This window comes from Paraburkholderia sp. GAS33, from assembly GCF_050436645.1.
Taxonomy (GTDB): domain Bacteria; phylum Pseudomonadota; class Gammaproteobacteria; order Burkholderiales; family Burkholderiaceae; genus Paraburkholderia; species Paraburkholderia phenazinium_B.
This window is the reverse complement of the sequence record NZ_JBNDMP010000011.1, coordinates 59,561-81,967: the sequence shown is the minus strand read 5'-3', so window position 1 is coordinate 81,967 and position 22,407 is coordinate 59,561. Positions and strand designations below refer to the sequence as shown.

Here is a 22,407-nt window from a genome sequence, read left to right as displayed (position 1 = left end):
CACGCAATGGCGCTTTGCCCTTTAATCGAAAATACTTAAAAGTCCACAATGTTCAGTCTCGGATTTGTTGATCTAAAAGAAAGCATCGCGTCGTGGCGGCTATGGACGCTGCTAGGGTGGCTGGAAGTGCGGCAGCGCTATGCCCGTTCGCGAGTTGGGCCTTTCTGGTTGACCATCAGTACAGGCGTGCTGATCGGTTCAATAGGTGTCGTCTACGGCACACTGTTCGGCCAGAAGATGAGTGACTATCTTCCGTTTCTGGCTATCAGTCTTGTGCTGTGGACCACGTTTTCGCAAACCATCATCGAAGGTAGCACTGCGTATATCAACAGTGGCCAATATATCCGACAAGCAGCGACGCCGAAACTGATCTTTATGTTGCAGGTGATTTGGCGCAATCTCGTGATTCTTGCGCACAATTTTGTGATTGTCCTTGCGCTTCTGATCATTTTCGGGGTGAAGAGTTGGGAGACGTTGCCCATCTTCATTCCTGCATTGGTGCTGTACATGGTCAATGCGCTTTGGATGGCAATGGTGGCGGGTTTGCTGTCTGCGCGTTTTCGCGATTTGCCGCAAATCGTCTCCGCTTTGATGCAGATCGCGTTTTACGTGACTCCGGTTATGTATCGTCCGGTTGCGATGACTCGGTTCTCGCTAATCGTCAGGCTAAATCCATTTGCGCACCTGATTGAACTGGTGCGTGCTCCGATAATCGGCGAGCTGCCTACCACCATCACGTGGGCCGTGACGATTGCCATGGCTGTTCTCGGTTGGCTCTTTGCACTCGCATTGACTGGCCGTTACTTGAAACGCATTCCTTACTGGGTCTAAGAAGGCAAATAATGGCGTATATCGAACTCAAAGGCGCATCGCTCGACTTGCCTATATATGACGTGCAAGGCCGCTCCCTGAAGAAGACAGTGCTGCGCATGGGGCGCAGGAACAGCATCGCCGAAGACACTGATGGCGTGGTCGTCGTCCGCGCAATCAACAACGTCGATCTTCGTCTCGAGAAGGGAGACCGGATAGGCTTGATTGGCCGTAACGGTGCCGGCAAGTCCACGCTACTTCGCGTGATGGCTGGTATATATTCCCCGACATACGGGTCGGTCGTCAGCTCAGGTAAGGTCGTGCCATTGCTCGACATCAGTCTCGGGATGGACGAGAACTCGACCGGAATGCAAAACATTCGCTTGCGTGGCTTGCTTCTCGGCATGTCGGATGCGGAGATTCGCGCGAAGCAGCAGTCGATCGCGGAGTTCTCCGAACTAGGCGACTATCTTGACTTGCCACTGCGTACTTATTCGAGCGGTATGCGGGTTCGGCTGGCTTTTGCAGTATCGACCGCAGTCGATGCGGAGATTCTTCTACTCGATGAAGTGATGGGGGTAGGTGACGCATCGTTCATGCAGAAAGCAAAGGATCGACTAGCAGATTTGCACAGCCGTGCCGAAATCGTCGTGCTGGCGATGCACTCGAATTCGGAAATCCGCAAAGTGTGCAACAAGGCTTTGTGGATGGAGCGTGGCCACGTGCGCGCTTTCGGTTTGGTGGAAGACGTGGTGTCCCAGTACGAAGTACAGGGTTGAGCGAGCAAGTCTCAGAGGCCCTTCACGATGAAGACATTGGAACAGTTATATTTGCAGCACCGTGGAGAGGTGTCGGACAAATGGTCGCTTTACTTCTCCGAGTATGACCGACTCCTTGCTTCGTACCGCGACCGGCCGATCAATCTTCTTGAGATAGGACTCCAGAAAGTCGGCTCGCTTGAAATATGGTCGGAATTCTTTAGAAATGCGAAAAAGCTAGTTGGCTGCGATATTAATGTTGATCGCGCTAACCTTAGTTACCCGGATCCGAGAATCGCTGTAGTCGTCGGCGATGCAAATCTGGACGAGACCGAGCGGGCCATCGCCAGCCACGCTAACCGTTTTGGTGTGGTTATTGACGATGGTTCGCATACGCCCGGGGATATCATCAAGTCGTTCCTGCGCTACTTCCCGAAGGTCGAAGACGGAGGAATCTACATTGTCGAAGATCTCTACCGCAGCCACGGGCGAGAATTCGACAGCGGCCTGCATCACCCGCATTCCCCGATCGCGTTTTTCCAGTTGCTGGAATCGATTCATTCGGTTGAATTCGGCAACTCGATGTGCATCGTGCGCAAGCTACCTTTCGCGCAAAGCCACCCGGAGCATCGCTTTGTCGCGGGGCAAGACGCTTTCCAGGCCCGGATCGCTACCCTCGAAGAGGAAATTGCCGACAAGGCGCGTCAGATTTCTGATCTGCAGCAAGACGTCCGTACATTTGAGCGGCATGTTGTCCGCTTACAGGATGATGTTGCGCGACGCGATGCGGGCCTAGTCAAGCTTCAACGGGACAAAGATGCATTGTTTCATTCCATCAGTTGGCGGGTGACGGCACCACTGCGATGGCCTCGGGCCACCTTGTCGCAGATGCAGCATTTGGCGACGGCAGTGGGGCGCCCCGTGCGCACAAACGGAGGGCTCAAGCCTGCTATCGACAAAGCCCTTAGCGTATATCGTAAAGAAGGACTTTCGGGCTTGCGCGGCAGACTTCGCTTGCGCGGAAGTGTATCGGCAGCGACTGCGAGGCGAAATAACTACGATGAGTGGATTCGGCGCTACGACTCCATAGAAGATGAGCAGCGCGCGGCGATTCTACAGCGTGTCGAGTCAACGCCTGACAGGCCGCTTATCTCCGTGGTGATGCCGACATACAACCCAAAGCCGGAATGGCTACGAGAGGCGATCCAATCGGTACGCAATCAGTTGTATCCGAACTGGGAACTGTGCATTGCCGATGATGTATCCACCGATCCGGCAATTCGTCCTCTGTTGGAGCAGGCCGCTCGCGAGGACTCCCGGATCAAACTGGTATTTCGTGAGCAGAACGGCCATATTTCCGCTACTTCCAATAGTGCGCTGGAGCTTGCTACTGGCGAATGGGTCGCGCTATTGGATCACGATGACCTGTTGCCCGAGCATGCGCTGTATTGCGTCGCTAATGCGATCGTTGCGAATCCTTCGGCCCGGCTGATTTATTCGGATGAAGACAAGATTGATGCATCGGGTCGTCGCCACGATCCATATTTCAAGAGCGACTGGAATACGGACTTGTTTTACTCGCAGAATTTTTTCTGCCATCTCGGTGTCTATCATAAGCCCCTCTTGGATAGGGTTGGGGGGTTCCGAATCGGCGTCGAGGGCTCGCAGGACTACGACCTTGTACTGCGCTGCATCGAGGATGTCGGTGTGGATGCGGTTCATCACATTCCGCGGGTGCTGTACCACTGGCGCGTGCATGCTGAAAGCACAGCTGGGGGCGCGGATGCGAAACCTTACGCAGCGCTCGCTGGTGAACGCGCGCTCAATGAGCACTTCGCAAGACAGGGCGTGGCAGCTAGCGTTGAGTGGATAGGGCGCGGCTATTACGCGCATTACTCATTACCGGCAAAGTTGCCGCTGGTTAGTCTGATCATCCCGACGCGGAACGGATTGAGCCTGATGCGTCAATGCATTGATAGCATCGTCGGCAAAACCACTTATTCGAATTACGAAATCATTGTTGTTGACAACGGTTCAGACGATCCCGAGGCGCTACGCTATTTCGAGTCGCTGGCTCAGGACGCCCGCATCCGGGTGCTGCGTGATGATAGTCCTTTCAACTATTCAGCATTGAATAATTCGGCTGTTGCGCAGGCTAGAGGCGAGCTAGTCGCCCTGATCAACAACGACATTGAGGTCATTTCGCCAGATTGGCTTTCCGAAATGGTGAGCCTCGCGCTACAACGGGGTGTAGGTGCGGTGGGAGCCAAACTGTTTTACCCCGACGATACGTTGCAGCATGGTGGCGTTGTGCTTGGTATGGGAGGCGTGGCCGGACACGCAAACAAACTTGCACAGCGCCCGAGCTATGGGTACTTTGGAAGAACCGGTCTGATCGGTTCGTATTCCGCCGTAACGGCAGCTTGCCTGGTTATACGCAAATCGGTCTATGTAGAAGTCGGCGGCCTAAACGAAAGAGACCTGACGATCGCGTTCAACGATATAGACTTTTGCTTACGCATCCGAGAGGCCGGTTATCGTAATGTTTGGACGCCGTTCGCCGAACTTTATCATCACGAGTCGGCGACCCGTGGCTTCGACGACAATCGTGAAAAACGAGCCCGATTTTCGATGGAAATCTCCTACATGCAGGGGCGTTGGGGTGGCCTGTTGTCGAGGGACCCAGCGTATAACCCGAACCTGACTTTGGATTACTCAGACTTCAGCCTTGCATGGCCGCCGCGCGTTGAACCGTTGGTATGAGAGGCTCAATCACGCGAGAGCCGATCAAGTGAAAATTCGCAGCAGATGTCATGCGGTATGCGCGGCCAATGTCGTTACGGTCGAACAAATGTATAAATGCCTTTCTGGAATCTAAAATGATCAGTCTTATCCACGAGATACAAAGAAGTGAACCGACGTTCTCTTTTAAATTGGTGCGATAAGTGCTTCTACTTTGGGGAAGCGGCTCATCAGGAAGTGACCAATCACAGCATTGGACAAATCGCTGCGGATGCGACCATGTTTTGATGCGGCCTCCAATTCCGCGTCCGTGAGGTAGACGTCACCCGTGTTCGATTTTCCCCGCGTATTCGATATCTATCGCGAGGCTGGCGACGTCGTCGGGTATGTTCTAACTCTGCGCGCATTGTGTAAAAGAATAGCTTGGAGGGCCCGATGCCTATCCCCGGAAACTCATTGCGCAGCATCGGTATCTCGTCGCGAGCAATGTGGTTGCCCCGAATATTTTGGCCCCCATGTCGTCAGCGGCAACGTTGCGGTTGAGCACCACAACAAGAATGAGGGTGCGAAGAGCTGTAGTTTCCTTGGAATGATCTTCAGGTTGTGGCCTGTGGCGCACAGCGCCAACGGCATCACGTCGGCCAACGCGCCTTTAAGTCAGCGCATCTCATGATTGAAATCAGACGCCAATCTTCAACGCCATCTCATATTGGCGAAGGGTCGACGTGCCTCAACAGTATGAGATAATGCGTGGACATAACTCGGATCAAGAGGTCGATTTTCGGAGGATGTGTCGCATCGTGGTTTTGCCAAGAGCCGTGTCGTGAGTGCGGGACACGGATGATTTATATACCCCTCGTGCAAGCGTTGCACTTCACAGTGCAACCCGCCGTATCCATCACGATGCGCGGCCGCTTGTCATCACCTGTGCGTCAGTAGCCGGTCGTGACAGATGCGTTGCGCGGCACTGGCAACATTACGGCCTGAACGCTCATGACAATGATCTCCTTCTCATGACAATGATCTCCTTTGCGCAGAACCAAGAAGACATCATGCTGTGGCGTGCGCTCGGACACATACGCAATGGATTCTATATCGATGTCGGAGCCGCTGATCCTGTGGATTTTTCGGTCACGAGGGTTTTCTATGACCACGGTTGGCATGGCATCAATCTGGAGCCCCAACCGGCCTATTTCGCATCGCTGAGTGCAGCCCGCCCTCACGACATCAATTTGCAGCTCGCCGCTGGTCGCGAAGCGGGCTCGCATATCTTCCACCGAATTGACGGCACCGGCCTCTCCACCTTTGACGCAGAGATCGCAGCACGTCATCGCGCCAATGGATGGGACGTTGTGGAAGAGACCATCAACGCGCTGCCGCTGGCGGAGATCTGTCGACTGCATCGTCCTCATGGGCCGATACATTTCCTGAAGGTTGACGTGGAGGGTGCCGAAGGCGATGTACTGGCTGGCGCGGACTTCCGCAATTTTCGCCCTTGGGTCGTGCTGGTGGAGGCAACGCTGCCGTTGTCGCAAGACCAGTCCTATGCTGACTGGGAGCCGATCCTGACCTCGCAGGGCTACAGCTTCGTCTGGTTCGACGGGTTGAACCGGTTCTACGTGGCAGACGAAATGAAAGATGAACTGGGAGGACACTTCCAGGTTCAACCCAATGTTTTCGACGAGTTTCAGCCGCCTGTGCATTTGCTGCAACGCGCCGAGCGCGCGGAACAGGAAGCGCAACAGGCTCGTGAACAGGCTGCCGAGACGCTGCGTGAGGCGCGAGCTACTAGCCGCGAAGCCATCCGGGCAGTGGAGCAGTCAGCGCACGAAGTGGATGCTGCGAGCCGTCGCGCAGCCGAAGCCATTCAACAACTGGCGCAAACCCTTGATGAAACGAGGCAGCAGACCAATGCAGCCCTGGCCGAGCAAGCAAGGCGCAGTGAAGAAGTACAGCGCGCTGCACGGCAAGCCAACGAACGTGTCGCGGCAGTCCTCAATAGCACGTCATGGCGTGTGACGGCGCCACTACGCGCGATAGTGACCCGTACGCCGGATCGGGTGCGCTCAACGCTCCGTCGTGGAGCCAAGGCACTTTGGTGGGCCGTGACCCCCCATCGGATGCCGGCGCGCATCGCTTTTCTGCGCGAACGACGGCGGCAGGCGCTTTACGTCGATAATTCGCTGGTTACACCGCAGATCGACGAGGCCGGCGCGAGTCTTGGTCAACCGGCGACCGACGCAGTGATCGAATACCGCAAAGCAACGCGCCCTGGTCTCGAGACCGCGTTGTTCGTGACCCATTCGCCCGACGGCAAGCTCAAACCGCATGTGCGCCCCTTTATCGCGGCTCTACGCCGCCAAGGCATCCGTGTAACGTTGATTGTGGCCGCAGATGCGGCCTGGTTTGACAGGGATGCTTTGCCGCTCGACGAGGTCGATACACTCGTCGTGCGTGAGAATCACGGACTCGACTTCGCCGCGTGGGCGCACGTATTGCAACTGGAACCGGAGTTGTTTGATGCCGAAACGCTCTACCTGCTCAACGACAGCCTGATTGGGCCGTTTAACGAGGTACTTTTCGAGAAGCTGCTGGCTCGTCTGCGTTCGGAACCTGCCGATATGGTCGGCCTGACAGAGAGTTGGGAACATCAGTGGCATATCCAGAGCTTTTTCCTGGCGCTTCGGCGCCGTGCGCTCGCGTCCCCCATCCTCCAAGGCTTCTTCAACAATGTGCGAGTATTGCCGACGAAGGATGAGGTCATCCAACGGTACGAAATTAATTTCGCTCCCACACTGCGTGCAGGCGGTATCGTCTGTGCCGTATTGTTCCCATCCGAGAGCCGCAACAACCGAACGCTTTTCGACTGGAGGAAGCTGATCGAAGAGGGATTTCCCTTCGTAAAGGTGATGGCGCTGCGCGACAAGATCGAGGGCGTGGACAGCAGCAACTGGCGCGAGACGCTGAAAGAGCAGGGTTACGATGTGGCACTGGCGGAGCCCGTGGTGCAGGTGGCTGCGGCAAATCCGGACCAAGTGTTCGGTGGCACACCCTCGCACGTACCGGAGCGTTCGACGCTTCCTCGGCATCTACCTGGCACCGGTCTGCAACCGGCCATACAACTCATCGGCCCCTGGAACTATGCAAACGGCCTGGGCGTGGCCAGCCGGTCCTATGTGTCGGCCCTGCGGCGCACTCCTTATGCGCTCAATCTTGCACCGATTAAACGCCCCTTCCACATTCACCGGCGTACGGCCGTGCCGTTGGACATCAACGATTTCTCCGGACCAGCTGATGTTGCTGCTATCCATCTCAACCCTGAGGCGTGGCCTGCGCTGCTGGTCGATGAACAGAAGCAAGCCATAGAGCGTGCCCGGTTGAAACTCGGTCTCTGGGTATGGGAGACAGAAAGTATTCCTGACTATTGGCATCCCACGTTCGGTACAGTCGATGCGATCTGGGCACCCAGCCGCTACTGTCAGGGCGTTTTTGCGGCGGGAACCACTGCGCCAGTTCATGTGATCCCGTATGTAGTGACCGTGCCGCCTGGCCTTCCACATCCAGACAAGATTCGCCGTACCAAGGAAGAGATCGGCATCAAGGCGGACGATCGCGTTGTCCTCTACGCTTTCGATGGATCAAGTTACTTGGTGCGCAAGAATCCCTCCGCGCTGGTGCGGGCCTTTGCTCGAACGCGGCTAGGGCGTTCCGGCTGGAAGCTGGTGTTGAAGACCAAGCACTTGTTTGACATGCCGAAGCAGGGCGCACAGTTGCAGCAGCTGTGCGACGCTGCCGAAGGGGTTGTGTTGATCAATAGTGCGCTCGACCTGGATACCATGCGTAACCTGATGGCCATGGCCGACATTTACGCCTCGCCGCATTGTGCGGAAGGCTTTGGCCTAACAGTCGCCGAGGCGATGGCAATGGGCAAGATCGTGGTCGCCACCGACTACAGCGGCACGCGCGACTTCCTGGACGACAGTTGCGGTTTTCCTGTTCGCTATACCGTGACCTCCCTGAAGGACGACCACGGTGCTTACACGAAAGGCAACACGTGGGCTCAGATCGACGAAGACCATCTGGCCGAGTCTCTGGAAAAAGCCGCCGCGCTTGTCGAAAAGGGAGATCATGCCATCGGAAATAGGGCGCGCGCGCGCATTGCAACTGATTTGTCGGCCGAGCGGGTCGGCTCTCTAATCCAGCAGAGCATCGAGCAACTTCTCTCCCCCCGGGGGCAGGGCTGACATCATGCAAAACCTCTTGTCACACCCTTTTCTGATTCATTCAATCGTCACTTCTGCGGGTAAGTTGCAGGACGAGAACGGGCGAGTATCGAAAATCCAAGGCGGGACGCATTGGTATGTGCTGAAAGACGCAGGCACTGAGCTTTCTGCGGAGTTCGGTCCGATCCTACAACGGGAAGCCGCAAGCAGGCCCGATGTCGGTATTTTCTACGTGGACCACCATGTGCGCAGCGAGAAGGTGCTCGATTTGCGCCCCGATTTCGATCTGGCGCTGCTTCTAGCCTACGACTATATTGGCCTGCCGATCGCCATTCAGGCCAACGCTTTGATGAAGCTGGAGGCCGGAGCAAAGGCCTATGGTTCGGCCTTCAGTTATGCGCTGCTGCTCCAGGCTGTGCAAACCGGCATCGCCATCGGCCGCGTCGCACAGACGCTGGCGACGCGCGAAAAACGGTACCCGCAAGTTCCACGGGAAGTCCGTCAGCGCGTGCTGGAAGACTGGCTGGGCCAGGATCGTGTCCATTTCGACCTGAAGCCGGGTATCCCGCCTTACGCATTGCAGCTAAGACGGAACTCGGGAGAGACGCCCCCGGTCACATTGTGCGTCCCGACCCGCCAGAGCCGCCCCGCTACCCACGACGGGGACGCGGAGGCAGAGGACAAGCCCCCCTTCATCACCGGCTTGCTCGAAACTATCGCTCGCCAGGATTACCCGATGGACCGGTTGCGCGTGATCGTCGGGGATGACTTGGTTGACGGCTCTGCCTATGCCAACCGGCCTTGGCCCTTCGAGTTGACGCGCATCGTCACCACACGCGCACCCGGCGCGCCGTTCAACTATGCGAAGAAAATGAATCAGCTCTGGCGATTGAGCCAGACTGAGCAGATTGTGCTGATGAACGACGATATCACCAGCGAATCGACAGATTGGCTGCAAGCGCTGCTGACCTTCTCGATGCAGGAGGATGTAGGTGGTGCTGGTGCGCGGCTGCTTTATCCCGACGGTAGACTTCAGCATGCGGGGATGGCTGGGGGATTGATCAGCACTTGCGCCCATACCTGGCTCGGCTGTCCCGCCGATGAACCGACCTACCAGGACTGGGCCGTCGTCCATCGTGAATGGTCGATGGTCACTGGGGCCGTTTTTGCAACGCGCCGCTCAGTCCTCGAAGAGATCAATGGCTTCGATGAGGTGTTCGCCTTGGAATTCAACGACGTGGATATGTGTCTGCGGCTGAAGATGCTGGGCTACCGGATTGTCTACACGCCGCATGCCGAGCTTGTTCATCATGAAAAGGCCTCTCGTGGTGAAACCCCTCCTCCCGGTACCGACCTATCCCGCTTTCTCAAGCGCTGGAGCGAATATCTATACAACGATCCAATGTTCCACCCTGGGCTGGATCGCCGATTTCTTGCGTTGCGCCCGCTCGCACCGTCAGCCTGAGGGCCAAAGCGTCAACGAAACCCTAATTCGCATACTCTAAGAAACAGACATGTTTCACGGCACAACCAACATTACGGCCTGACCACTCATGACAATGATCTCCTTTGCGCAGAACCAAGAAGACATCATGCTGTGGCGTGCGCTCGGACACATACGCAATGGATTCTATATCGATGTCGGAGCCGCTGATCCTGTGGATTTTTCGGTCACGAGGGTTTTCTATGACCACGGTTGGCATGGCATCAATCTGGAGCCCCAACCGGCCTATTTCGCATCGCTGAGTGCAGCCCGCCCTCACGACATCAATTTGCAGCTCGCCGCTGGTCGCGAAGCGGGCTCGCATATCTTCCACCGAATTGACGGCACCGGCCTCTCCACCTTTGACGCAGAGATCGCAGCACGTCATCGCGCCAATGGATGGGACGTTGTGGAAGAGACCATCAACGCGCTGCCGCTGGCGGAGATCTGTCGACTGCATCGTCCTCATGGGCCGATACATTTCCTGAAGGTTGACGTGGAGGGTGCCGAAGGCGATGTACTGGCTGGCGCGGACTTCCGCAATTTTCGCCCTTGGGTCGTGCTGGTGGAGGCAACGCTGCCGTTGTCGCAAGACCAGTCCTATGCTGACTGGGAGCCGATCCTGACCTCGCAGGGCTACAGCTTCGTCTGGTTCGACGGGTTGAACCGGTTCTACGTGGCAGACGAAATGAAAGATGAACTGGGAGGACACTTCCAGGTTCAACCCAATGTTTTCGACGAGTTTCAGCCGCCTGTGCATTTGCTGCAACGCGCCGAGCGCGCGGAACAGGAAGCGCAACAGGCTCGTGAACAGGCTGCCGAGACGCTGCGTGAGGCGCGAGCTACTAGCCGCGAAGCCATCCGGGCAGTGGAGCAGTCAGCGCACGAAGTGGATGCTGCGAGCCGTCGCGCAGCCGAAGCCATTCAACAGATGCAGCAAGTGGCGGACGCGCTTAACAATACGATCCGACAGAACCATGTCGCGCTGACCGAGCAGGCGCGGCGCAGCGACGAGGTGCAGCACGCAGCACATGTGGCGCAGCAGGCCGCACATGTGGCTAGGGAGCAGGTGGCAGCGGTGCTCAACAGCACATCCTGGCGCGTAACAGCTCCGTTGCGCCTGCTCCGGCGTATGTTGCCCAACAAGCAGCTTGCTCGTCGAGTGTTTTATCGTGGCGGACGATTGCTGCTGGGGCTGCCTGGAGGGCAACGTGGTGCTGGACTCGTTCGTGCCATTGCTCCAAGGCCAGCGGAATGGCTGGCTCGCCGCTATCGCGCGTACGAGCAAGTCGCAGCAATACAGCACCAGGTAACGGCGGCCGCTACGGTTGCCCACCCCGTAGTTGCAACCGACCTCAGCCACGAAGAGGCCCGCTTGTATCGACAACTGGCCACGGCAAACCCTGCCCTTGAGACGTCAGTTTGACTGCCCGTGTTCCCAACTTCCCCCATATTGCACTTTCAAGACTGACACTATGCGTCTCGTGATCGATTTACAGGCAGCCCAAGGGAGCGGTAGCGACCGAGGTATTGGTCGCTATTCAAATGAGCTGGCGCTGGCCATGGTTCGCAACGCGCGAGCGCATGAGGTCATTGTTGCGCTGAACGGCGCCTATATGGAAAAGGCAGAGGAATTAACCGCAATCTTCTCCTCGGTTCTCCCACGCAGTAACATTCGTGTGTGGCATCCGCCGCGTGGCGTGGTACCGTTGCTCCACGACGCACCGCGCCTTGCCTTCGCCGAGACCTTACGCGCGCAGTTTCTAGCCTCCTTGCAACCGGACCTCGTCCATGTGTGCAGCATGCTTGAGGACAACGATGTCGTCAGTTGTCAACCGCGGCAACTGCAGCCGTTACCTGTGGTCGCAACTTTCTACGATCTCATCCCTCTATTCCGTCATGCGGAGTTCTTCGGGTCTTCAAAAATACCGTCGCCCCATGCGCGTTGGTATTACCGCGGCATTCAGGAACTGGCGTCGTGCGAAGGTCTGTTAGCCATTTCCGAATCCAGCCGAAATGAAGCCATCGATCATCTGGCCTTTCCGCCAGAACGGATTTTCAACATACGCGCTGGCATTGGGCCGCAGTTTCATCCAACGCCGTTACCAGTTGGTGAGCGTGCCGTATTGCTGCAACGTTATGGCCTGCGCGACTCATTTATCATGTTTCTTGCCGCAGATACCCCGAACAAAAACGAAGCGGGGCTGCTGGCAGCTTATGCGCGCTTGCCATCGGCACTGCGGGCGAACCACCAACTCTTCATCGCAGGGCAACGAGATCGGGATAGGCTCTATCAAAAAGCGGCGCAGCTTGGCATTCCGCCCCGCAATCTTGTGTACGCCCCTTACGTGGAGGAAGGTGATCTCCGGGGGCTTTATTCCGCTTGCGGTCTGTTTGTATTTCCTTCCCTGCATGAGGGTTTCGGGCTGCCACCTGGCGAGGCAATGGCATGCGGCGCGCCGACCATTGCCAGCAATACCACGAGTCTTCCCGAGGTAATCGGGCGCGAAGACGCCACCTTCGACCCCGAGGATGCCCGCTCCATTGCCGCTTGCATGCGCAATGTACTGGAAAATCCGGCTTTTCAGCGGGAGCTGGCAACGTATGGCCCAGCCCAGGCCGGTCGTTTTACATGGCATGCTTCTGCCGCACGTGCTTGGGATGCGCTTGAAGCAGTCCATGAAAGGCGAGCACGCCAAGGTCAGACGCGGATCATGAGCCTTTTGCCGAAACGTCCTAGCCTCGCCTTCGTCTCCCCGCTGCCACCGCAGACCACCGGCATTGCCGCTTACAGCGTAGAACTTCTGCCCATCCTCGCACGCCATTACGACATCACGCTGGTCAGTGAGGAAGAAACCACTGAGCGTCATCTGTGGGGATTTCCGCGCCTCACACCGGAGGACTTCCTCTCGCAAGCCGGTCGCTTCGATCGCATCATCTATCAGGTCGGCAATTCGTCTTTTCACCGCTACCAGATAGAGACCCTCCTGCCTTGCTGCCCCGGTATGGTCGTGCTGCATGATGTGTTCTTGTCCGACCTGATGTACGCATCTGCCCAAGAACGCGGGCGGCCCCAGGAATTCCAGGAAATACTGTTGCAGGCCCATGGCTACTCAGCTTTGCGCTTCGCCGCGGAACATGGTATCGAAGCCACGCTGCGGCAATATCCCTGTACCCTTCCGGTGCTACAGAATGCCGTCGGCATCATCCTGTACTCAGACCGCGATGCCGGGGTGTTGCGGCAGCATTTTGGCGAAGACGCAACGCACGCGATCGCCATGATCCCAGAACAGGTCCGTCTCCCTGAAGTCATCGCCAAGCACTACGCCGATGCCATCGAGCGGGCCTATTCGACGCCTGGCGCCGCGGTCGTCGCACAAGCCATGCAGACGGACATCCAAGCCGTTGCAGCGCTGCCGAACGGCATACCTGCCGCATCGCGCGGTATTGTCCGCAGCTTCCCATCATCTTGGCGTGGCGGGGGACGCAAACGCTTCCTGATTGATATCTCGGAATTGGCGCGTATTGATTCGGGCTCCGGCATTCAACGCGTCGTGCGCGAAATCACCCGCCGCGTTCTTGAAACGCCGCCACAAGGTCTGCGAGGAGAAGCGGTACGTATCCGCGATGGACAGCTACGCCATACCTATACCAGACCACTCTCCTTACTGAATCTCGCCCCCTTGGATCTGCCAGAGGTGCCACTGGATGTCCGGGCCGATGATGTCCTGCTCTGCGCCGATCTTTACCCCATCATAACCCCAGCCGAATTTGAAGAATTGCGGCGGTTGCGGTTGAACGGACTTCGCATCGTGCTGCTTGTGTACGATTTGCTGCCTTTGCGGTTTCCTCAGTATTTCAATGACGATTTCGTCAAACTTGTAACGGAAAACTGGTACGGCAATTTACTTGGCATCGCCGACGCGGCCCTTTGCATTTCGCAGTTTGTCGCCGACGACGTGATGACCTGGCTCGACGAGGAACCCAGACTGCGAAACAGGCCTTTACCCATTGGTTTCGCTCATCTCGGTGCAGATTTTCAAAATGATTCCCGCCAGGAAGAGTCACGAGGTCAGAGTTCGCCAGCGACGCTGGCCGCTCTCGACAATACGCAGAAGAGGCCAAGCGTCATCATGGTGGGCACGGTCGAACCTCGCAAGGGTCATCCTCAGGTCTTCGCAGCGTTCGAGAACCTATGGAAAGCCGATGAGAACCTCAACCTAATCATCATCGGTAAGCAGGGCTGGAAAATGGATGAATTCGCCGACCAACTCCGGCGCTCGCCCGAGCTTGGCAAGCGGTTGCATTGGTTGCATGGCTGCAGTGATGCCGAGATGCGTGCCCTCTATGGCGCAAGCTCGGGGCTCATCATGGCATCCGAGAGTGAAGGGTTTGGCTTGCCAATCGTCGAGGCATTTCAAGCCAACTTGCCGGTTCTTGCGCGCGACGTGCCGGTGTTCCGCGAGGTTGCAGGCGAGCACGCGCGTTACTTCTCTGGAGACGACCCTCAGACGCTTGAAGCCGCATTGCGAAGCTGGGTCGCAAACGGCTTTACGCCACGCCCGTCCTCTGGATTGGAATTCACTTGGGGTAACTGCTACCACAAGATTTGTAAGGCAATTTTCGAAGATGAGTGGTATGCGACGTGGTACCCCAAAAGCAAAAACGCCTAGCAGGTTGTTGAAACGCGCCCCGTCATGACGACCGAAGCGATGTTCACGGGGTTTGCGCATGCAATTTGCTACTGAATTGCGCGTTCGCCAGGTGATTTTGGGATGCAATGCACGTGCGCGCAGGCAGCGGCGCCGTGCCGTCAGAGATTCCCAGCGACAGTGTTCACGAGATCTAGCCAAGCTCCGCGAGACGATGGCTAGCTCAAGGTCATCGGCGCTAGCAGTCGCCTCGAAAAACGTGGCGAGTTGATAGAAATAGCCTTCATTGGCTGCGAAGTGATAACTACCATTGTGCACCGTCGGCAATCGCGTCATCGACTTGCTGATTGTGGTTCGGACCAGCCGGAATGATCGAGTCCAGGGCACTTCGTGGGCTTTCTCTCCTCTAAGCTCGATGCCTTCAACAGGCCCATCTGGGAGATGACGCCAAGTATTGCACCCGAGGATAGCTATTGCCGACTCAGACGCCGAGTCCATGAGGTCGTTGACATCTTGATGGACGCCCGCGCGAGCGATCTCTTCCGGCATCGGCATTGACCCCTTGCGCGCGCCCCATGTGCGTTGCGGAAGCATCGGTGGCAAACTGCGGATGCCCAGAGCATTTGCCGCCGCACACTGCCTCTGACGCTCTTCTGCCCCCGCAACGCTGGAAGAATTGGCTGCTGCGTTGAGAGATAGTTGATGGAGTTGTCGTCATTCTTCGCGATCGACGCGACACGCACATCTTGTGTAGCATCATCACCGTGGCTTGCGGGTCCGTGCCATAGCTTCGTCGCGATTGCGTCCTGCGATGAAGACGTGCTCTAATCAAATTGGTCTGCGCGAAACGCCTGCGCCTTTCGCAGCAATTGGCAATGCGGCAATGTCTTGGACGTTCGTGCCGAGCAACTTCGAACTCTTGTTCAAGCCGAAGCCGAAATTTCAAAACTTGGTCGCCAGCGCAGAAAGCTCCGCGATCGACGCGGCTCCATCAATCGTCGTCGTCAAATCCTTTTTGAAGCTTTGTAAGGCCGCACTGCCTGACATTCCTGAGCTTCCCGAGGTGCTTCTGCAAATTATCGATGGGTTGGGTGATGTGATGTGTCCGCCGCCGTGCGAGAATTTAAGCCATCTCCTTCCTCAACCACCACCCTGCGGGGTGTACATGGCCACTATAGCCAAAGACTTTGCAACCAAAGGCTAAGAGTACAAGATTGGCATGGCGCCGGAGTGCGCTGGCATCTGGCTCGTCGAACATTCGCGCTCAGAAGCATGGAAACTGTTACGTTTTGTGTTCAACTCAAGGGATGAGAGGGCAATAACCTAGCCGATCTACACCGCGAATCTATTCAGCAATCGATTAACATTCTCCAGGCTTCTCTTAACCTGAAACTCACCTCAAAGACCAAGCCGGCGTCTCCCTCGCGTCAGCCAGCCTGGAGCGATGCGCGGTTGCCTTGACCGCTCGCCGTACGATGTTCGACTCGAGTTCTAAGAGAGCTGGCCGCATCATCGATAGCACGAATCGCATATACAGTCGTTTCATTTCAAAGCCTCACCTGGTAGACGGCGCGTCATCGATGCGACCTGCCGGGCCCTCGCTCAAGCGATGGTCGGTTGAACTGGGAAACCTGCGGCTGAAGTTCGGATAACCGAATGTCGTGGCACGTCTGGGAAAGTTCGCTGTTGCATGCCGGTATTTCAAGAACCATACGCCCGTGTCGTCGGTGCAACATCCGCCGATCTGGAAGAGCGCACAGGTGTTGCTGCTGAAGTAGCGCTATTGACGGTTTCTAGCGGGGGTGTTGTACACTTACCCGCAGTAAGGAAATCCTTATATGTAAATTCCCGATAATTACAAACCCTGAGAGGCCAGAGAGATATGGAACGCGGCGTTGGAGTTGGCGGTAGGCGGTGGGTTATCACAGGCGATGAGAGGGACAGCTACTTCAAGGATCTGGCTGATCCTTTCGAACCGCACCTCGTATCAATGCTTGCTGTCCTTTGTGATCGCGGCGCGCAGGTGTTAGATATTGGAGCGAACATCGGTTGTACAGCACTCGCGCTTTCGCAGATCGTCGACAATGGCAGAGTTACAGCTTTCGAGCCAGTTCCGCGCACCTTCGGTTATCTGTCGAAAAACGTTGGCAACGTCACCAACGTGAAAGTCCACAACTTCGCTCTCGGAAGGCAAGCCGGAACGCTTCCCATGCAGGGAAGCGATGGGAACTACTCAGGGGCGTTCATCGCGGATGAATACCATATTGGCAATGAGGGCCATTTCCAGATCAATGTCCCGGTTTACGCTCTTGACGAAGTATTTCCGACGCTGGGTCTCGATCGCGTCGATTTTATAAAAATCGACGTCGAAGGATTCGAGTTGGACGTTTTAGAGGGCGCCTCGCAGACGTTGAAACGATTCAAGCCACGCGCGGTACTGGAGATGAATCATTTCTGCCTGAACATGTTCAGGCGTACGACCATTCCAGAATTCCGCGAACGGCTCTTGCGGATTTTTCCTTGCGTATATGCCGTCGATGGTGAAAAATATTTTGACCTGACGGACGAATCGGAAGCTTATGCGATTGGGCATGAACATATTACGCAAGGCCGCTATTCAAATCTCGTTGCAGGGTTCGATAGAACCGATCTAATCGCCCGGCTATCGACGCTTAACCGCGCGAGCAGGACTCTTGATGAGGCGTACCGCGTGACCGATGAGGCGAACGAACGAGTGCGCCAGACACAGGGAGAACTCACTTCAGCGCATGCGGAGATAGAGAGACTTCAAATCCAGCTGGCAGAGAAGACAGCATGGCAAAACGAATTGGAGCGTGAGAGAACTGCTTTACTCTCATCGTCAAGTTGGCGTATCACACGGCCACTACGCTACATAAAAAGCCTTATGTGAGTAATAGTGACGTGGCGAAAGGTCAAATGCATGTCTCCAGTGGAGCCGATACAGCTGTCCCATTCCTCGTATAACCGATGCCGAATAATGTGCAGGATGGAGCTAGAACGGCTGTAGCCTCTGTTAAGTCTGCTAGACTGACTCACCATCGCACAAGAATCATATTTGCGACGATGTGTTCTTCGATTACTGCATAAATTGAGATTGTGATTCAGATCACCGTTCGAACATCGCCAAGACCAGCGCGCCAACTCCGCCCGATTTCTCTCGAATTTCTTGGCGGAGCAGTTCTACTCCGCTGCGGCGACCTTAGCAGCTGCGCAAACAGTCACACGGAACTAGTAGGCTTGGCGTTGGTAGTAATTGTGGACGGTCTAAATTTATAATTATAGTATTCGGCTTCACGTATAAGCACAACCAGATGATCGTCGGATAGTCGTGGTCGACCATCAAGGGTAGGCTATAATCGTCGTTCGAATATCTTATTCGGAGGGTAGCATGGGCCTTGCAAAGTACACCGGTTGTGACCAGAAATACTACCAGAAATTGCACGATGAACATCCCGCCTTCCAGAATAATAACTGGATGCTAACAGAAATTGAAGCACTCAGATTGTATGGGGCATCGACGCTCATAGAGATTGGATGCGGAAATGGGAAATTCCTTTCTGCTGCTGCTAATTCGTTTCGTTTATTAACGGGAATTGATTGGGCACGCGCGCCAGCAATTGACGAAGTGATACGCTGCAACAAGAATGTAACTTTTATTCAATCCGACCTGATCGCCGGATTTCCTCCGGTAGAGCCTGCCGATCTTCTGGTTTCGGCAGATTTTCTGGAGCACCTTCCTACAGATAGTTTGCTGAATTGCTTGAGGCGATATCATGACAAGGCCAGCTTTCATTTTCACAAAATCGCATGCTACGACGATGGGCATAGCCATCTGTCGATTCTAGAGCCTGTTGATTGGCTGGAAATATTCAAAAGTATTTCAAACGATTATATCGTGTTCTCTCTTGAGAAGAGGTTGGGTGATAGGAGCAAACAGGTGTGTTGCATCACCAATCACAATCCATATGACGGCAAAAACGCAATCGGTCGCCTGAACGCTATAGAATCCAGCAATTCCTGGAAGATTACAGCCCCGTATAGAAAGATTGTCGGCAAATTTCGCCGATGATTTTCCGAGAAAAGACGTTCGCTAGAACCGGCGCCGTGTCATCGGTACCGCTATTTGAGCAATAGTGTCTAGGTGTTCTTCCAGATCGGGGAATATCGTTTCGACGACGAGAGAGCGTGCTGTTTCTGATGGGTGACCGTGAAATTTCCCCGGCTGATCGACGACGCACCGGCGATACGGCTAAGCTCCCACCGCAGTATCCGGTGAAAGCTGGTATTGGTCGGTGGTGCGTTTTCCGACGATAGTCACCGGAGCACGTCTTTGGGCCACGTCGCGTGATGGGGTAGTTGTAGGGTTCACCATCGTCACCAAATCGCTATGGGCCGTAGTCGAGGTAAGTCTTGAGCGCAAGCGTGAAACCTTGGTCGCGACCGGTGACGAGATTGTTCGCGAGTGACCAGACTTGCCATTGCAGCCTTGAAGGGGCCGCGTTGTAATTTTGATCGCTGGCCGTTGTCCCGTGCCAAGCCCAATCGGCATGCGTGAGACGCCCGGGTGATATGCCTCATACAGATCACCAGTGAAGCCTAAGTCGATGGCAGGCGCGGTTAGTTCGGAGCGGTGTTGAAACCATCGGCTTGGAGCCGGTCCCATGAACTTTGAATGGAGATCTATGAACAACCGCGCAATCGTCGAGAGTGGCGTCATGACGAATATGTCGTATGGGGCAGGGAGGTGGAATGGGGGGGCGCCCAAAAGCAGCGGGGCGATTGTCAATCCGGAAAACTCGGTAGTCGTTATCGGCTCGACGCTGTGAACATCTCGATCGACTATGCAGTCATGGAGCGCTCAGATAACGTGAACGTGGTACCTTGCGAAATGGGTTGGAGCGACATCGGCGCGTAGCGGTCGATCACCGAACTGACGCTGCCCGATGCGCGCGGCAACAGAATTCACGGTGAAGCCGAGTTGCACGACGTGGGTAACTGCTTCGTGCGCATCGACGGTCGGCTGATCGGGATGGTTAGTGTCCACGATGTGATCGTGGTGGATACGGCTGACGCGTTGCTGATCGCCGCTCGCGACCGTGCGTAAGATGTGAAGCGCATCGTCGTGAAGCCGGGTGCATCGATATCGCTACAGATGCACCATCACCGCAGCGAGCACTGGATCGTGGTGAGTGGCTGAGCGCTAACCGGTTGCGCAAATGATTGAGCTATATCGGCCGTCAGATATGCCCATGAGAGACTGCGTGGCCGTTGCATCGTCGGCCTTCGTTCCGGTCGCTGCGTTCGATCACAGAGCGCCGGTGCCTACGGCTGCGAGACCCGTTGCAGCACCGAAGCGATCGTGTCTGTCGTCACAGTCGGCGACATCGGTGTGGCCATCCCCAATTGCCCAACGGTGTGAAGCTCGAGCTGGAATGTACCACAGGCAATGCCGACAGGATGGAGCGCACGCTGCACGCGCAGACACCGAAGTCTGCGGGGCGCCTTGGGGAATTAGATCAGGAAATCCTGCGTGTCGAGCGCGCGCTTTCGATATGCATTCGGAATTCCACTATTCAGAGACGTTTCTCCCTGGACGGTGTTGCACAGTATCGAGGATGACGTCGCCGTGCTCCGACAGGGCATGCGTAATCTGCAAAGCAGGTCTTTTCTTGTCTGAAGACCTCAAGCAATTAAAAGGTTGGTTGAAGTAGCTGAAACGACAGGCAGCCAACCGTTTCGACGATATGTCGTGCTTAAGCACCCTTGCGCTTCGCTCGAGTATATCCGTCGTGGGTGAGTCGAGCGCTTACGATATTCTAAACAACTCGCAAGAACAACTAGGGGTGAAAATGCTGGGACTGAAGGAACAGACACACATTGAAGAAGTGATTTTCGTTGACGATTTTTTTCGGGTGTCTGAAAACGGTTTGTTTGCATCATTGGAGAACCGCAAATTTCTGCGTACCTTCTTTGGGGTGGCGGCCTCGCGATTAGGTTGGCGTGTGCGCGAGGTATGCGCGCAGTCTCAGGGCGGAACCATCCCGGTGCCCAAACTCATGGAGGCGCTAGGTCTGCCGCAAAGCGCGGAAGGTTGGGCCGCTGCATGTACGGCTGACTTAAAACCAGCGGCCGAGCACCTAGGCGCGCTAGCCCTGACGCCCACTAGCCTTGTGATTGGTTGGGGCTTGTCTCCGTCCATCATGCAGTATGTGGACGGCCAAGGGGCGTCATTCATTGATGTGGAGATTCACGCGATCCGCTTCACCCGTGATCTGCACTTGGCCGTGCGCACCAATGATCCTGCCATTCGGCACGAACTGGAGCGGATGCGTATCCCTGAGGAGGCTTTCTGGTCTGCCGCCGCCGGCCTCCGGGCCTACTTCGCCCGGCGCGGACAGCCATTCATTGTGCGGCCTGATCTCAGCGTGGGCTTGTTCGTTGGACAGACGGCGCTTGATTTGGCCTTGGTCGGCGACGGGCGCTTGATGCGGCCTGCGGATTTCGTCACGCAGATTGCCATGTGGGCACGACAGGTCGATCTACTGGTCATTTCTCCCCATCCCGCTCAGGCCAATGCGGATCTGCTGGATGCTTTGCTTGACAGCGTACCCAATGCTGCGCTTGTCAGCAGCAACACCTACAACCTGCTCTGTGCAGAAAACTTGGCTTTCGTGGCGGGGATATCTACCGGTGTGCTCAAGGAGGCGCACTATCTGGGCTGTAGCGATATTCGGCAGTTGCTCGCAGATGATCGCAATGCTGTCAACCTCTTGCCGGCAACTTGCTCACCCTGGATTCCTGTCAGGCTCGAGATTGCCAGCCTTCGCTCTCTGCAGGCTTTCGCGCGCGCGAGACAAAGCTGGTGGCACCGAACTGTCCCTCAGTTTTCTCTTGGTCAGCACTCAACGTTTCCAGAGGACATGCTCAATCATATCTTTGGCTATCGTTGGGGATTCGATCTGGCGGCAGACGGTTTGCCAAAATTGCCTGAGCTCGTGCCGGAACAACCATTGAGTCTGGCTGCTGGTGCGCCCGGAGCTGTGCACGCCTTGTTTGGGCGTGGCTGGCATGGCTCAGAAGATTGGGGAGTGTGGAGTGGTGAAGGGCGCGCTTATCTTGTTGTCTCGCTGGGCAGCCCCTCCGCCGTCGCGCCTATCCACGGCTTTGAGTTATCCTTGCACGGACGCATGTATGTACCGGCATGCGTTGAACCTCCCGCGGTACACATCCTGATCAACGGCCATGAATCTCAGGCTCGCGTCAGTCAAGATGGCGGCTTGGAATGGGTGATCCACCTCGGCGCTGATGCTATCGAGCACCGATTGCTCATCATTTCCGTCGACGTGCGGGGGGCGGTGCGGCCATGTGATGTCGGTGAAAATGCTGATACTCGAATTCTGGGGGTTGGTTTGGAGTACCTTACCGTGCGTGAATTAGATAAGTCTTTTCCGATGCTTTGAGCCTTGCGGATAAGCGGGGTTTACTTTCCCGCGGGCACTTCTCGGTGTACGGCACGCTGATCTGGGCGCAGGTCAGTCACAAGAGATTTCGGCACAGAGCCGGCGCGGACGGTCCATCAACCGGTGGCGGGCGTAACGCGCCGACACCGACTGAAAAGTCGGCGGCGCGGCAATGACGCGCACGAATCAAGTTGCGGTAACCGGTTGTTTGCCCCTTCGTTCGAAGGCTCTATCACGGAACAATTGAGGTCGACAATA

At 56.0% G+C, this 22,407-nt stretch carries 12 protein-coding genes and 2 pseudogenes; all 14 read left to right on the top strand.

The annotated features are described in order from the left end of the window. Positions 1 to 48 precede the first annotated feature (48 nt). Positions 49 to 831, top strand: a complete 783-nt coding sequence (locus tag P3T24_RS28745; RefSeq protein WP_429439924.1) for an ABC transporter permease — start codon at positions 49 to 51, stop codon at positions 829 to 831. A gap of 11 nt (positions 832 to 842) precedes the next feature. Then, positions 843 to 1,589, top strand: coding sequence for an ABC transporter ATP-binding protein (locus tag P3T24_RS28740; RefSeq protein ID WP_429439922.1), 747 nt, complete (start codon positions 843 to 845; stop codon positions 1,587 to 1,589). 867 nt (positions 1,590 to 2,456) lie between these two features. After that, complete coding sequence (locus P3T24_RS28735) at positions 2,457 to 4,331, top strand: glycosyltransferase family 2 protein (RefSeq protein ID WP_429440194.1); 1,875 nt, start codon at positions 2,457 to 2,459, stop codon at positions 4,329 to 4,331. A 992-nt stretch (positions 4,332 to 5,323) separates the two neighbouring features. Further along, positions 5,324 to 8,554 carry an FkbM family methyltransferase gene (locus P3T24_RS28730; protein WP_429439919.1) on the top strand — a complete coding sequence of 1,077 codons (3,231 nt, stop codon included), beginning with the start codon at positions 5,324 to 5,326 and terminating at the stop codon, positions 8,552 to 8,554. 4 nt (positions 8,555 to 8,558) lie between these two features. Beyond that, complete coding sequence (locus P3T24_RS28725; RefSeq protein ID WP_429439916.1) at positions 8,559 to 9,998, top strand: glycosyltransferase family 2 protein; 1,440 nt, start codon at positions 8,559 to 8,561, stop codon at positions 9,996 to 9,998. A gap of 88 nt (positions 9,999 to 10,086) precedes the next feature. Further along, positions 10,087 to 11,442: an FkbM family methyltransferase gene (locus tag P3T24_RS28720; protein ID WP_429439913.1), complete on the top strand. Its 1,356-nt coding sequence runs from the start codon at positions 10,087 to 10,089 to the stop codon at positions 11,440 to 11,442. A gap of 49 nt (positions 11,443 to 11,491) precedes the next feature. Then, positions 11,492 to 14,689, top strand: a complete 3,198-nt coding sequence (locus P3T24_RS28715) for a glycosyltransferase family 4 protein (protein ID WP_429439910.1) — start codon at positions 11,492 to 11,494, stop codon at positions 14,687 to 14,689. Positions 14,690 to 15,479: 790 nt separating this feature from the next. Continuing rightward, on the top strand, positions 15,480 to 15,872 hold the full coding sequence (locus P3T24_RS28710; protein WP_429439907.1) for a hypothetical protein: 393 nt from the start codon (positions 15,480 to 15,482) through the stop codon (positions 15,870 to 15,872). A gap of 678 nt (positions 15,873 to 16,550) precedes the next feature. Continuing rightward, complete coding sequence (locus P3T24_RS28705) at positions 16,551 to 17,579, top strand: FkbM family methyltransferase (protein ID WP_429439904.1); 1,029 nt, start codon at positions 16,551 to 16,553, stop codon at positions 17,577 to 17,579. Positions 17,580 to 18,077: 498 nt separating this feature from the next. Continuing rightward, positions 18,078 to 18,758: a class I SAM-dependent methyltransferase gene (locus tag P3T24_RS28700; RefSeq protein WP_429439902.1), complete on the top strand. Its 681-nt coding sequence runs from the start codon at positions 18,078 to 18,080 to the stop codon at positions 18,756 to 18,758. Between the two features lie 613 nt (positions 18,759 to 19,371). Continuing rightward, positions 19,372 to 19,515 carry a hypothetical protein gene (locus P3T24_RS28695; protein ID WP_429440206.1) on the top strand — a complete coding sequence of 48 codons (144 nt, stop codon included), beginning with the start codon at positions 19,372 to 19,374 and terminating at the stop codon, positions 19,513 to 19,515. 5 nt (positions 19,516 to 19,520) lie between these two features. Beyond that, positions 19,521 to 19,883 (top strand): annotated as a pseudogene (gene cpsB / locus P3T24_RS28690) (mannose-1-phosphate guanylyltransferase/mannose-6-phosphate isomerase); the annotation flags it as partial. 655 nt (positions 19,884 to 20,538) lie between these two features. After that, a complete protein-coding gene (locus P3T24_RS28685; RefSeq protein ID WP_429439899.1) occupies positions 20,539 to 22,149 on the top strand; it encodes a hypothetical protein in 1,611 nt (536 codons plus the stop codon). Then, positions 22,149 to 22,341 (top strand): annotated as a pseudogene (locus tag P3T24_RS28680) (IS5/IS1182 family transposase); the annotation flags it as partial. The gene P3T24_RS28685 and the pseudogene P3T24_RS28680, both read left to right, overlap by 1 nt. Positions 22,342 to 22,407: the final 66 nt, after the last annotated feature.

What these genes read in the sequence shown, in the direction of transcription:
- P3T24_RS28745 (WP_429439924.1), top strand. Translation starts at nt 49, where the DNA reads ATGTTCAGTCTCGGATTTGTTGATCTAAAAGAAAGCATCGCGTCGTGG.
- P3T24_RS28710 (WP_429439907.1), top strand. Translation starts at nt 15,480, where the DNA reads ATGAAGACGTGCTCTAATCAAATTGGTCTGCGCGAAACGCCTGCGCCT.
- P3T24_RS28735 (WP_429440194.1), top strand. Translation starts at nt 2,457, where the DNA reads ATGCAGCATTTGGCGACGGCAGTGGGGCGCCCCGTGCGCACAAACGGA.
- P3T24_RS28705 (WP_429439904.1), top strand. Translation starts at nt 16,551, where the DNA reads ATGGAACGCGGCGTTGGAGTTGGCGGTAGGCGGTGGGTTATCACAGGC.
- P3T24_RS28740 (WP_429439922.1), top strand. Translation starts at nt 843, where the DNA reads ATGGCGTATATCGAACTCAAAGGCGCATCGCTCGACTTGCCTATATAT.
- P3T24_RS28725 (WP_429439916.1), top strand. Translation starts at nt 8,559, where the DNA reads ATGCAAAACCTCTTGTCACACCCTTTTCTGATTCATTCAATCGTCACT.
- P3T24_RS28720 (WP_429439913.1), top strand. Translation starts at nt 10,087, where the DNA reads ATGACAATGATCTCCTTTGCGCAGAACCAAGAAGACATCATGCTGTGG.
- P3T24_RS28715 (WP_429439910.1), top strand. Translation starts at nt 11,492, where the DNA reads ATGCGTCTCGTGATCGATTTACAGGCAGCCCAAGGGAGCGGTAGCGAC.
- P3T24_RS28730 (WP_429439919.1), top strand. Translation starts at nt 5,324, where the DNA reads ATGACAATGATCTCCTTTGCGCAGAACCAAGAAGACATCATGCTGTGG.
- P3T24_RS28700 (WP_429439902.1), top strand. Translation starts at nt 18,078, where the DNA reads ATGGGCCTTGCAAAGTACACCGGTTGTGACCAGAAATACTACCAGAAA.
- P3T24_RS28685 (WP_429439899.1), top strand. Translation starts at nt 20,539, where the DNA reads ATGCTGGGACTGAAGGAACAGACACACATTGAAGAAGTGATTTTCGTT.
- P3T24_RS28695 (WP_429440206.1), top strand. Translation starts at nt 19,372, where the DNA reads ATGAACAACCGCGCAATCGTCGAGAGTGGCGTCATGACGAATATGTCG.